Source organism: Halonatronum saccharophilum DSM 13868, from assembly GCF_000517025.1.
Lineage (GTDB): Bacteria > Bacillota > Halanaerobiia > Halobacteroidales > Halobacteroidaceae > Halonatronum > Halonatronum saccharophilum.
The window spans coordinates 455,262-469,817 of sequence record NZ_KI912095.1 but is presented as its reverse complement, the minus strand read 5'-3'; the positions used below and the strand labels follow the sequence as shown (position 1 = coordinate 469,817).

6 protein-coding genes are annotated in these 14,556 nt (G+C 35.6%); all 6 read left to right on the top strand.

The features are described from left to right. Window positions 1-210: 210 nt before the first annotated feature. Complete coding sequence (locus HALSAC_RS15585) at window positions 211-2,121, top strand: alpha-amylase (protein ID WP_084804421.1); 1,911 nt, start codon at window positions 211-213, stop codon at window positions 2,119-2,121. 514 nt (window positions 2,122-2,635) lie between these two features. After that, window positions 2,636-4,618 (top strand): starch-binding protein, encoded by a 1,983-nt coding sequence (locus HALSAC_RS0109475; RefSeq protein WP_027340062.1) that lies wholly within the window; start codon window positions 2,636-2,638, stop codon window positions 4,616-4,618. A 126-nt stretch (window positions 4,619-4,744) separates the two neighbouring features. Next, complete coding sequence (locus HALSAC_RS15580) at window positions 4,745-7,696, top strand: alpha-amylase family glycosyl hydrolase (RefSeq protein WP_051412163.1); 2,952 nt, start codon at window positions 4,745-4,747, stop codon at window positions 7,694-7,696. A gap of 222 nt (window positions 7,697-7,918) precedes the next feature. After that, window positions 7,919-10,078, top strand: a complete 2,160-nt coding sequence (locus HALSAC_RS15575; protein WP_027340061.1) for an alpha-amylase domain-containing protein — start codon at window positions 7,919-7,921, stop codon at window positions 10,076-10,078. A gap of 179 nt (window positions 10,079-10,257) precedes the next feature. Beyond that, complete coding sequence (locus HALSAC_RS0109460; RefSeq protein ID WP_245579451.1) at window positions 10,258-12,075, top strand: alpha-amylase; 1,818 nt, start codon at window positions 10,258-10,260, stop codon at window positions 12,073-12,075. Between the two features lie 625 nt (window positions 12,076-12,700). Then, on the top strand, window positions 12,701-14,149 hold the full coding sequence (locus HALSAC_RS15570; RefSeq protein WP_035571576.1) for an alpha-amylase: 1,449 nt from the start codon (window positions 12,701-12,703) through the stop codon (window positions 14,147-14,149). Window positions 14,150-14,556: the final 407 nt, after the last annotated feature.

Here is a 14,556-nt window from a genome sequence, read left to right as displayed (position 1 = left end):
TTTATTTTATGGTATAATTATAATGTAATCATTAAGATGTGCTATAAGTGAAGTTAATTGCATAAGATCATAATTAAAATAATAAAATTAAAAATAAGAACAATAAGTAAGCATACCTATGAAATTCTACAAACCAACCCCGGGATTGGTGTAGAGTAAGGTATGTATTTTTTGGTTTAAGGTAAAAGAATATTAAAAAGGGGTGGACAAATGATTAATTTAAAAAATGTAAATTTTAGAAGTAGGTTAATTTTAGTAGCAGTTTTATTAGCTTTTGCACTTGTATTTGTAGGGTGTTCAAATGATTTGCAGGAAGATGATCTTAATAACAATTTAACTGTAACTAATTCTACTGTGTCAGAGCAAATCTCTTCAGATTTAGATCAAATAATTTTAACTTTTAATAAAGAAATTGCAGAATTTGATATAGCTAGTGGTTTAGAAGATTTTGATATTGAGTTAAATGGCAAAGATGTTGTTATATCTAATCTTCAACTAGAAAATGATCAAGATTATTTGGTTAAATATACAGCAACTGCAACTGATAACTCAGATTTAAGTGGAAAATTACCCTTTAGTACCAACACCAATGAAACTTCTGCAGCAAGTATGTATAGCTCAAATTCAGGCGAAGTAAATAGAACTCTTATGCAGACCTTTTACTGGGAGATGAATGAAGGAGATTATGCTACTCAATACCCAGAAGAATCAGATCTATGGAACCTTCTTGCTAATAGAGCAGGCGAGTTAGCGGAGGTAGGTATTACTTCCTTATGGTTACCACCGGCTAATAAGGCTTTTGGTGGAGGATTTGATGTAGGGTATGGAACTTATGACCTTTGGGATTTAGGAGAGTTTGATCAAAAAGGAACAGTTAGAACCAAGTACGGAACTAGAAATCAGTTAGAAAATGCTATATCAGCATTAGATGGAGCAGGGCTTGAAGTTCTATTTGATGTTGTGTTTAACCACAGAATGGGAGCTGATGAGACTGAATGGGTTCAACTGTCTCAGGACAGTCCTAGTAGACCTGGAGAGTGGATTCAGGCTTATACTAAGTTTAACTTAGCAGGCCGACAAGCACATTATAGTAGAGCTAATGAATGGCAATGGGATAGTGCTAGCTTTACAGGAACTGATTGGGATGCAGCAACACAAAGTGGAGGAAGGTTTTTGTTTGAAGGAAAGACGTGGGCCAACACCTATGAGTGGGATGATGATTACTTAATGGGGGCCAACGTTGATTACTATAATTACGGGCCAAATGGTGAAGCTTATGCCAACACAAGAGTAATAGAAGAGATGATGGAATGGGGAGAATGGATTACTAACGAGATTGGATTTAGTGGCTTTAGAATGGATGCAACAAAGCATATTGATAATAATTTCATTAGAGATTGGATCAACCATATACAAGCGAATACTTCCCACGATGCCTTCTTTGTTGCTGAAGCATGGATAAATGATGTAGATAGCTTGAAGGGGTATATGGATAGTGTAGGTACTTCAAATATGCATGTCTTTGATTTCCCATTAAGAGAGGCTTTTGGAGAGTTAAGAGATGGAAACTTGGATATGAGATGGTTAGGAGGTAGAGGTCTAGTAAATGGTGGGTATGGCTATGACTATCGTGCAGTAACCTTTACTGATAATCATGATACTAGTCGTGATCATAATGACTATGGTGTAACTCCAATTAACAATAGAGCATACCAAGCTTACACTTATATTATGATGCGTGAATTTGGAACGCCAACAATCTTTTGGAAGGACTATTATCAGTTTGGGATGAAAGATGGACTTGATAAGTTGATCGAAGCAAGAAGAGACTTTGCTTATGGTCCAGGATATGAAGTAGACAGCAACGATTATAACACTTATTCTTATGTAAGAGCAGGTAGTGCAGATCGTCCAGGTAGTGGATTGGTAATGATGATTACCCAAGAGACTCATGGTGGAGATATCTACAAATGGGTTAATGCTAGACAACCAAATACCACCTATTATGATTATACAGGAAATGTAGAAGGAACAGTAACTACTAATGACCATGGTTGGGGTGAATTTAGAGTAAGAGGAACTGCAGCTGAAGGTTGGTCGGTATGGGTTCCAGTTCAATAATAATAAATGTTGATCCTTATTGTGATCTGCTTAATCATATTGTAAATTGTAGTTAGTGGATATACAATAAAGATATTTAAAGGGCCAACGATCTCAAGAATCGTTGGCTTTTTATTTTTGAAGGCATTTAAGAACATAGCTAATAGCTTCCTTGATTAGACCTTATAAGAGTATAAAAATAAAATTGAAATTTTTATCCAATTTAAATAAAGGAATATAATTAGAAGTATAGAATTAGTATGATATAACTTTATATAATAGTATAATTAATTTCAAAGGACATTAACCCCAGGAATTGAAATACTCCGAGAAAATGGAACAATATGTAACAGGTTGATTTTAATGGGGATAAAAACAATAAAAATAAGATTATAAGACTATAAGCTATATCTATTAGACGGGCCAACACCCTTTTAATAGATATTTTTTATTGTAAAAAGGAGGATGATAGTTTTTATAATTTTTTTGTTTGTTAGTTAAGGTAAAATTTTTAAATAACTAAGGAGGGTTTGCATTGAAGAAGTTTTATTTATTAATCTTAGTTTTAGTACTTTCTCTTTCATTAATAGGGTGTTCTGGGGATTCTACTGACCCCATTGATGAATTAGAAGAATTTGAGTTTAAGGTGGCAGTAGAGAGTCCAGAGAATAGTTTAGCCACTGGGAAGATTGAGATAGATGATAGTCAATATAAAGGATTTGAAGGAAAATATGAAGAGGGAACAGAGCTTAATATAAAAGCGATAGAAAAGGATTCTATATTCTTGGGGTGGAGGGCTGCAGGTTCTAATGAAGTCACCGACAAGAATAGAGAGATAACTCGTACAATCAACGAAGATACAAAAATGTTCGCACTCTTTGGAGAAATAAGCTTTGAAGAAAGTCGTATAGGAGTTTGGGAAAATAATGAAGTCCAATTACCTACGATTACAGTTACCAATCCTGACGGAAACCAAGAGGAAGTAATGGTTGATTGGGATAGGAAAGATGGATTTGAAGTGGTTGAAGGTAAAGTAACAATTGATGAGAAGGGTAGTTATGAATTTTTTGGTACCCCTAAAGGGTATGATACAGATCAACAGATATCTCTGACTATCGAGGTGCTAGTTGAAGGAGAGATAGGTATAGAGTTAGATTTAAAGCCTTCTCAACCTCCATCAACAATTAGTGGGCAAGCTTATACAAGTAATATTGGTTCTGGTGTAGAGTTGACTTGGGAGGATAATGCTGATTATTACTTGGTATATAGAGGTGATAATCAAGAGAACCGTGCTCCATTATTTAGAAGCCCTATTATAGATTCAACCTTTAAGGATTATACTGCTGAAGTTGATAGAGAGTATTACTATTGGGTCAGAGCTATTGATGAGGGTGGTATGAATAGTAACTTCAGTGAATCTATCAAAGCTAAGGCTGGAGGTTATGATGGTATCAAGCTTCATTATAAAGATACTCAAGCACCTAGAATACATATCTGGGGCGCAACAGATTCTTCATTTAATACTGAGTGGACTAATAGACCACATATGGATGATGCAGGAGATGGATGGTATGTAGCCGAATTTCCTGATGAAGATAGCTTAGGTTTAATCTTTGAGGGAACCTCTGGTCAATCAGGTGATCAACAGGCAACTAAAGGCGATTGGTGGTTTATGGATGGTGAATGGTATCCTTATAACCCAGATTATTATGCTAAACCTGAAATATCAATTAATCTAGATTCGGGAACTTATCCAGCTGGTGTTGAGGTTGTGGTTTCAATAGCTGGAATGAACTTAGAAGGTATAAGAATAAGGGTAGGAAATCAAGTAATTTCTGAAGAGGATAACTATATATTTGCAGTAGGAGATTATATCGCCGAAGGGGAGACCGATGAGCTAGTAGTTGAAGCTAATAATTCAAATGGAGAAGCAATTAAGAGAGTTGAAATTACTAATAGTGAGCCTGAAGCTGACTTTATCATATACTTTATGCCTCCAGTAGATGTAGTGCCAAACATCTATACTTGGGAGCCTGGAGAAGTATTTGGTGGTTGGCCCGGAGCTCCTATGCTTAGTGTAGGTAATGGATGGTATATGGCATATGTGGAAGAAGCCCAAATGGTAGAGTTTAAGTTAAATTGGGATGGAGGCGCGACAGGAGACCTTGAAAGGGAAGCAGGAACCTGGTGGCTCCATAACAGTATCTGGTATGAAGAAGAGCCAGACTTAGATGATATACCAGAGCAACTATGGGAGTTTACCTTTGATCCAACAGAATATGGGTTAAGTGCAGATAATATAACGAATGTACATTTAACAGGAGCAATGAACGGTTGGGATCCTAATAATACTGACTATACATTAGAGAGGCAAGGAGATTTATGGATAGGAATTTTTGATATTCCAGCAGGAACACCATTTAAGTGGATAGTAGATGGTGCTTGGACACCTGGTGGAGCGGGTAATGATTTAATAGTTGAAGAATCTGAAGATGGTGTAAGTGAATTCGTTGAATAGTTAAGGTGAAATAATCTAAAGTGAAAAGGTACATATCGAAGAATGTATCTTTTCACTATCTAAGGATATATAAATCAGTTCTTAAAATTTTATAAATCAATAATAAAAGGAAAGTAGGGATTAAAGTTGCAAAAATTATTTAAAAATAAAAAGCCAATTCTTTTGGCTATAATCTGCTTAACATTGTTGTTGTTTACAGCTTGTAGTAGCAATAAAGGTAATGATCTTATACAAGAGACAACCAATTTAGTTATAGGGATAAATCTAGATGCTAGCTCAAGCCCATCTATTCAGGCAATTAGAGAAGAATTTGAAGTATCAGAAATAAGCGTTACTTTAAAAGATGGTTCAGATCCAATTAAAGAGGTTATCAATATAGAAGATGGTGCTACAGAAGCAAGTGTCCAATTTAATGATATAAAAAAAGGAACTTATGATATAGAGGTTATAGCCAAAGATAAAGATGGCTATAGAGTTTATCAAGGTATTGAAAGGCGTAACATAAGTGGAGATGATAATCTTGTTGTTATTAGACCGAGTGTAGTTCAGTCGGAAGGTTTAGTTATTGACTTTAGAAATATAGATATTTCTACTGTAGAGGGTTCTTTAGAAGAGGGGGAAGCAAAGGTCTTTCTTATTCCATCTATAGATGGAATCGAAGAGGAGATACAGTTAGATTTGGCAAGGACCTCCTTAGAATCGGTTCAAGCCAACAAGTATACTCTAGAGATTGATTTTAATGGGCGAACATTAATCAGTATAGAAAATATAGATGTTATGCCTGGGAGAGTGACCTATGCTACAATTGATCTTGCAACTGAAGAATTAGAGATTAAATATCAAAGGCCAGGGCCAGCAATTTCTGTCAGTCCAGAGATTGAGCGATATATTTCTGAGCTGGATGTCAACCTATATGTTGATGATAGTGCTGTAGTAAGAAGATATACAATTGATGGAACTGATCCACAAGAAAATGGAATTGACTTTGCCTATGGTGATGAAGTCTCCTTTGCTAATGTATCTGTAGGAGAGACTAGGATATTAAATGTGTATGCTGAGGATGAGGCTGGAAATAGCTCTAGAAGAGAGTATAGATTCACAAATGCCTATGAAGAAGAGAATCCAAATGGAACCTCTTTGAAGCTAGGAGGGTTATATACCAAAGATTATAGTATCTTTAGAATTTGGTCTCCTGATTCCAATGATGTAACTGTTGAAGTTAATGGTAAGGAGTATAAATTAGAGAGGATCAATAACTTTGCTGGCTATACTGATATCTATGATGTAAAGGTTGAAGGAGTCCCCCATTTAGCAGAGTATTCCTTTAGAGTTAATGGAACACCAGTAAGAGATCCTTATGGTGTTATGGTTGTCCCAGGTACCAATACCAATATATTAATGGATCCTAGTACAATTCAGCCAGAAGGTGGATGGTTTGCAGAGGGTAACCGTTCTAACCTAAGTTCTACTGGATATGATGCTGGATTTGAAGATAGAACAGATGCTATAATCTACGAGATTCATGTTAGAGATTTTACTTGGGATGAGAATTCAGGTGTTCCAGAAGATAAACGTGGTAAATTTATGGGAATGGTAGAAGAAGGAACAAAAACAGATAAAGGCAGTTCAACTGGAATAGACCACCTAATAGATTTAGGTATAACTCATGTTCACATTATGCCATTCTATGACTTTACTACTGAAATGTATAACTGGGGTTATGATCCTGAGAACTATAATGTACCAGAGGATCAGTATTCTATGACTCCAAAAGATTATGAGAATCGAGTAAGAGAAGTTAAAGAGATGGTAGATAGATTTCATAGAAATGGTCTCAGAGTAATTATGGATGTAACCTATAACCATACCTACAATATGGAGATGTTCCAGCATATAACTGATAAGTATTATACAGATATGGATCTATCTGGAACAGGAAACTCTATTGATACAGGTGTACCAATGGTAAGTAGAATGATCCAGGACTCTTTAGAGTATTGGGCTACTGAATATAATCTAGATGGATTCCGTTTTGACTTAATGGGTATATTCCAATATGAAGAGGTTGATAAGTGGGCAGAAAACCTTCAAGAGAAGGTCGGCGATAGAACAATTCTCCTCTATGGAGAGCCATGGAATGGATATGCACCTAGTTATCCTGGGATGGAAGAAAAGCTAAGGTTAGGAAATATAAATCTCTTAGCAGATAATCATGTGGGTGTCTTTAGTCCTCAATTCAGAGATGCAATTAGAGGCTCAGGAGACCATGTAGGAACTGATGGTACTAAAGGTTATATGTTCAACCATAGAGACCCAGAAGCTATCAGAATTGGTGTTAGAGGTTCTATTCTTCATGAGAGTAACTTAGGTGCAGGAAGATTAGATGATGACTGGGATTCAATGTATGCAGCAAGACCTGAGCAGTCTATCAACTATGTATCTAAGCATGATAACTTGGCCTTATGGGATAAGATCAGATTAGAGTTTGAAGGTACTGATGATTATTTCACTTGGGAAGAGGATAAAGACTATGCTAAGCAGATAAATAAATTTGCTATGGGAATAGTAATGACCTCTCAAGGTATCCCATTTATGCATGGTGGAGATGAGTTCCTAAGAACTAAAATTGATGACTCCAACTTCCCAGATGTCGATCATGTTGTCGATCAAGCAAGAAATACCTACAATCAACCAGAAGGTCGACGTACCAAAAAAGATGTAAATACTATTAGGTGGGAATGGAAAGATCAAAACTCTGATATCTTTGAATATTACAGAGATTTAATTCAGCTGAGAAAGGATAACCCAGGTTATCGTATGAACAGTTGGTATGATGTAAATGATCATATGGAGGTAGAGATTGATGATAGAGTTGTAATCTCTATTATAGATGGAAGTGTAAATGGTGGTTATGATTTAATTACCATTTACAACCCACACCAAGATGAAGATTATGAATATGATTTTCCAGCTGGAGAATGGCGAGAAATATTTAATAGCAATGGTAGCGTTGATAATCAAGTTAGTGAAAAAACTACAGCAGAAAGAACGGCAATTACTGTATTTAGAAGACATTAAAGTTGAGGAATAATAAAAAGTAACAGGTGGGAATATTCTTACCTGTTGCTTTTTATTGCTTATATGGTAAATTCTGAATTCAATATAGATCTGTAATTAAAAGTTATAATATATTACTGTTGATTCTTGCTTTTTCTAAATACTAGGCTAAAATCATAAAGGAAAATTATATTTTCTATAGAATATATAGATTATGAAATTAAAATAAGGGGGGAATAAAATTTGTTTAAATTTAACAAAGCAAAAGTATTGTTTTTAGTATTAATTTTATCATTAACTGTAGTTCTAACAGGTTGTTTTGGTAGCGGTGATCTATTTGTTGTAGATTCTAATTTAGGAGATTACAATTTAAGTAGTGTACCAGAGGATCTAGAAGAGATTACAGTTGGTTTTAGTGAAGATTTACTAGAGGTAGAGGTGGTATTAGAAGAGAATGGAGAACAATTGGAAGGGCTAACAATTGATATTGATGGAAGAGATCTTAGAATTAGTAACTTAGAGTTAAATGAATTTTCTTTATATAATTTAATGGTTAGAGCAAGAGATGAATCTGGAAATGAATTTATTGAAAGAATTGAATTTATTACAGAAGAAAACTTTGTAGTTGAGAATCCTAATGAACTTATGATGCAAGTGTTTTATTGGGAGATGGGCCAAGATCCAGATCGTCCAGAAGAGAGAGATTTGTGGCTATTGTTAGAAGACAAAGCAGAAGAGATAGCTGAAGCAGGATTTACTTCATTGTGGTTGCCACCTGCTAATAAAGCCTTTGGTGGGTTAGAGGATGTAGGTTATGGAACTTATGATCTGTGGGATTTAGGAGAGTTTGACCAACAAAGGGCCAACGATCCAGCGGGAACTATTAGAACAAAGTATGGAACAAAATATGAATTAGAAGGTGCTTTAGCAGCTATTAGTGCTGCTGGGATGGATGCTTATTATGATGTAATATTTAATCATCGTATGGGTGCTGATACAACTGAAAGAGTAAGACTATCTCAAAGTAGTCCTGATAAACCTGGTCAAGAGATTGAAGCTTGGACTTATTTTGATTTAGAAGGCCGTCAAAAGTATTATAGTCGTGCTGATCAGTGGAAATGGGATTGGACAGCTTTTGATGCAGTAGATTGGGATCAGGCAAGTAGAAGTGAGGGAAGATTTATTTTTGAAGGTAAGAGTTGGGATAATACCTATGGTAGTGATTATCTAATGGGATCAGATGTAGATTATAGTAGAGAAGATATCCGCCATGAGATGAATGAGTGGGGAGAATGGATAGTTAATGAGATTGGCTTTGATGGATTCCGTTTAGATGCTATTAAGCATGTCGATTCTGACTTCACAAGAGAGTGGATTGAATATGTACAACAGAATACAGAACAAGATGTAGTCTTTATAGCTGAGGCTTGGGAGAATAGTGATGATTCCTTGGCTGGATACTTAGAACATGTAGGACATTCAGATTTAACAGCCTTTGATTTCCCATTAAGAGAAGCCTTTGCTAATATGAGAGATGGAAGATTAAATCTAAGTGACTTAGAGAATAGAGGGTTAGTTAATAGAGAAGGTTATGAAAATCGTGCTGTTACCTTTGTAGATAACCATGATACAGATAGAGATGGTGATGAGTATGGTGATGCTATTTACTCTCATAAGTATCAAGCCTATACTTATATCTTAATGCATGAAAATGGTATACCAAAGGTATATTGGAAAGACTACTATGTAGAAGATATGAAAGAAGGTCTAGATAAGTTAATAGGGGCTAGAAATAGATTTGCTTATGGTCCTGGTTATGCTGCTGAGAATAATTCAGCTGATAACTTTGCTTATGTAAGAAAGGGAAGTAAAGAGGTTGAAGGTAGTGGATTAGTAATGATGATCAACCAAGGTGGAAGCCGTAGATTTACAGGTGAAAGCTTTGAGGTTACATTCAGTTATGAGCCAGGTGAAGCAGTAGAGAGTGTTTCTTTAGCTGGTGAAATTAATGGTTGGGACCCAAGTGCTACTCCTATGGTAGACGAGAATGGTGATGGAGTATATGAAGTAACAAAAGAATTATCAGCTGGAGAGTATGCTTATAAATTTGTAGTAAATGGTGATCAATGGATTGAACCAGAAGGTGCAGAAAAGTATGTAGGTGATGGGCATGGTGGACAGAATGCTGTTATAGTCTTAGGTGCTGCCGAAGAAGAACAAGAAGTTACTGAAGAGTTTTATACTCAAAAGGTTAACTCTAGTCAGCCTAATACAACCTTTATTGATTATACTGCTAATGTTGAAGGAACTGTAACTACTGATGCAGATGGTTATGGTGAATTTAAGGTAAGGGTTAGTGTAGAGGATGGATGGTCAGTTTGGGTACCAATTAGTTCAAATTAATGAGAATTAGAATATGATTTAAAAAGATAAGGTTCTCACTTTAAATCGAGAACCTTATCTTTTTTTATGAAGGTTGGTTTTTAGAAGCCATTCTAAAGGGATTGAAAGACTTTTGTAGAAGGTATAGTAATAAAGCTATGCTTTATTACTATATAAATCCAAGATAAGGAGAGATTAAATTGTTTAGAAGAAAGTTTAAAGCAATTATAGGTGTTTTAGTTTTGATGTTGGCCCTAAGTGGATGTTTTGGAAGTGGAGATTTGGCTTTAGTTGAATCTAATCTAGGGGAAGATCTATCTAGTGTAGACTATTTAATTGGTGATATTGAATTAAACTTTAATAGTGATCTTGCAAGTGCCGAAATTTCAGTTAGTCAAGGTGATATAGACTTAGAGACTGTTGACCTTGTAGTTGAGGATAGTAGCCTAATAATATCTGGATTAGATTTAGTTCCAGATACTTCTTATCAGATTCTAATTAATTTGCAGGATAATGAAGGTAATGAATTGATAATTAATGAAGAGCTTAAGACAGTAGCTCATCGTTATCCTCAGATTGAAGAGAAGAATGAGACATTATTCCAGACCTTTTACTGGGAGATGAATGAAGGCAAATATGCAGAAAAATATCCAGAAGAAGCAGACCTTTGGAATCTTTTAAGAGATAGAGCAGAGAAATTTGCTGATCTTGGAATTACTGGTCTTTGGCTTCCACCAGCCAATAAGGCTTGGGGTGGATTAGAGGATGTAGGTTATGCTACCTATGATCTTTGGGACTTGGGTGAATTTGATCAGCATGGAACTGTTAGGACCAAATATGGTACTAAAGCAGAATTAGAAGAGGCAATTGATGCTTTACAGGAAGTTGGAGTTGAAGTTTATTATGATTCGGTATTCAATCATAGAATGGGATCAAGCCAGAAGGAAGAGGTGCCTTTAAAGAGGGGTGGTACTATGATGGCTTATACTAAGTTTGACTTTGAAGGTCGCCAAGAGTATTATAGTAGAGCTGATGAATGGCAATGGGATTGGAGAGCCTTTGATGGTGTAGATTGGGATGCAGAGACCGATAGTAAGGTTAGTCCAAGGTTATTTAAAGGTAAGAGTTGGGATGATACCTATGATACTGACTTCTTAATGGGTAATGATATAGACTTTGAAAATGAAGATGTTGTCCATGAGATGAAGGAATGGGGAGATTGGATAGTCAATGATATTGGCTTTGATGGTTTCCGTATTGATGCTATCAAGCATATTAGCTCACCTTTTATGGAAGAGTGGATAGCTCATGTTCAAGAGAATAGTGATAAGGACCTATTCTTTGTGGGAGAGGCTTGGTATGGAGATGTAATGAGCTTAATTTTTTATTTAGGATCTGTAGATATTCCAGAACTTAAGGTCTTTGACTTTCCTCTAAGAGGTGCTTTTGCTAACTTAAGAGATGGTACATTGAATATGAGAACTTTATCTGGAGCTGGATTAGTAAATACTCCAGGCTATGAGGATAGATCTGTAACCTTCCTTGACAACCATGATACAGGAAGAGATCAAGGTAGCTATTCAACACCAATACTTCGTGGTGCTGAACAAGCTTATACCTATATCTTAATGAGAGATAAGGGAGTGCCAATGGCATATTGGAGAGATTATTACCAAAGAGAAATGGGAGAAGATTTAGATAAGTTATTTAAGGCAAGAAAGTACTTTGCTTATGGTCCAGGGCGTGAGGTAGATAATAATGATAGTGATGTTTACTCTTATGTAAGAGAAGGACTAGAGGATAAGCCAGGAACTGGTTTAGTAATGATGATCTCTATTGGTCAAGATGGAGAATTTACTACTAAGAGAATCAATTCTGGTCAACCTAATACCTTATATTATGACTATACAGGTAATGTAAAAGAAACCGTTAGAACTGATGCTGATGGTTATGGTGACTTCAAGGTAGTAAATACCTACGAAGAAGGATGGTCAGTCTGGGTACCGGTTGTTGATTAAGGGATAGTTGACAATTGATAATCATAACCCTTTAAAATCTTAATGACAAATGCAATGGGGTAGAGCAAGAAGTGTCGAGTTAAAAAAAGAAAAGGTAACTCTGCCCACGGAGAGTCTTGTTCTTTAGACTCGTAGGGCACCTTTAAGATTGAGATCGCACGGAGAGTCTTGTTCTTTAGACTCGTAGGGCAGGTCCCCGTGCCTGCCCTTTATATATATCAGAGGGTATTGAGGATTTAGGGCTTCTGGGTTGATTAGATCTGATAAGAGCACAAGAATAAAAAAGATTTAGTCAGGGCAAGTCAAAGGTTTAGTCGAAGGTGTTGTCATAGTTAAGGGTTTTTAATTTAGTCTTTAGCTTATGGCTCGAGGTTCAAGACTCAAAAATAGAAAAATATACTATTTAATAAGCAGGATTAATAGAATACTAAGAGAAGATTAATAAATAATTAGTCTTCTCTTTTTATGTTTTTATAAAAGTATCTTTCCTTAAGAAGATTAGGATAGGTTTAGTTTTATTAGTCTGTAACAGCTCAGATGAATTGAAAAGCAGAAAGTTAATATTAAAAAAGCCTTTGATCTAAATTCGAGTTGATTAGTGAGAGATTAAAAAAAGGAGGTCATTATGAAAAGAAATAAGACATTGATGCAGGCTTTTTATTGGGAGATGAAAGAAGGGGAGTATAAAGAAAATTTTCCAGAAGAAGATAACTTATGGAGGTTGCTAAAAAAACAAGCAGGAGAACTTGCTAAGATAGGGATTACAGAGTTGTGGATTCCACCGGCAAATAAGGGACATGCAGGGGTCTATGATGTGGGTTATGGGAGTTATGATCTTTGGGATTTAGGAGAGTTTGAGCAGAAGGGTACCAGAAGAACCAAGTATGGGAGTAGAGAAGAGTTAGAAGAGGCAGTAGAGGTATTACATAATGTAGGTATTAGAGTCTATTATGATGCAGTTATGAATCATATGATGGGGGCTGATGAGTTAGAGGTAGTCCCTTTAGATGAATCTAGTCTTAGCAATCCAGGTGGAGAAGCAGAGGTATGGACCAAATTTAATTACCCTGGACGTAAAGGTAAGTATGATTCTTTTAGCTGGAACTGGGAGCATTTTAATGGTACTGATTGGACAGAGAATCTTGGTGGAGGCCTTTATCTCTTTAAAGATAAAGAATGGGATAATACCTATTGCTGGGAGGATGACTATCTGATGGGGGTAGATTATGATTATCTAAACCCAGAGGTTCAAAAGCAGATGAAAAAATGGGGTAAGTGGATTATTAACCAGATCGGTTTTGATGGATTCAGGTTGGATGCAGTTAGACATATAGATGTAAACTTTATGAATGGGTGGATAGAAGAGTTGCAATTTGATACAGAAAAAGAAGTCACCTTTATAGGGGAAGCCTGGTTTGAAGACTTAGATGAGATAAGAGGATATCTAAGGGTACTTGATAATCTTCAAATGAAGGTGTTTGACTTTCCTTTAAGGAGTGCCTTTAAAAGCTTGAGAGATGGAAACTTAGATATGAGGTGGCTTGGTGGTGAGGGCTTAGTCAACCAACAAGGGTATGAGGATAGGGCTGTGACCTTTGTTGATAACCATGATACAGATCGCGATAGTGGGGGATATGGTATCAATTCAATTTATAATCGTAAATATCAGGCCTATACCTATATCTTAACAAGAGAGCATGGCCTTCCAACAGTCTTTTGGAAGGACTATTATCAGTATGGAATGAAAGAAGGGTTAGATAAGTTGATTGAAGTAAGAAGAGACTTTGCCTATGGAAAGGGGTATGAGAGTTATAGTAATGACTTCAATACCTATTCTTATGTAAGAGAGGGAGTTGAAGAGATAGAAGGAAGTGGTCTGGTGATGATGATTACCCAAGATAATTCTGGTGGGATAATAGAGAAGAGAATAGACTCAAAGAAGCCTAATAGCAGATTCTATGATTATACAGGTAATGTAGAAGGTATAGTAGAGACTGATGCAGAAGGTTATGGAGAGTTTAAGATTAGAGGGAATGAGAGTAAAGGTTGGTCGGTTTGGGTTCCGGTTAATTAAAAAAGAAAATCAACATAGTCATATAGTTGAATCTACAGGTATAATGAAAATAAACGATACATACCAAAGTTCAACAAATGACTCAATAACCTTAAAAAAACAAATTAAGGAGTCAAAAGTTATTGAGGTAACTACAATATGGAAATTTAACATTTTTTTGGTCAACTGTATTTAAATATTTTATTAAAATTGTTGAGTGTCTTGGAATTTTGTGCTATTATATATATAGTAGAGTTAATTTGTTATTATTTAAAAAAGTGGGTATACGATTAACAAATAAAAACTATGATATTTAACTTGAAGTCAATAAGAATATATAATTAAGATGATTTCAGTTTTTTGTCTCCAAGATATTAATATAGGTCCAGATGCTTTTTTTATTATATTTTAAATTTTGTTTGATTAGT

Excerpts from the sequence above, each read along its gene's own strand:
- HALSAC_RS15585 (WP_084804421.1), top strand. The coding sequence starts at position 211 with ATGATTAATTTAAAAAATGTAAATTTTAGAAGTAGGTTAATTTTAGTA.
- HALSAC_RS15570 (WP_035571576.1), top strand. The coding sequence starts at position 12,701 with ATGAAAAGAAATAAGACATTGATGCAGGCTTTTTATTGGGAGATGAAA.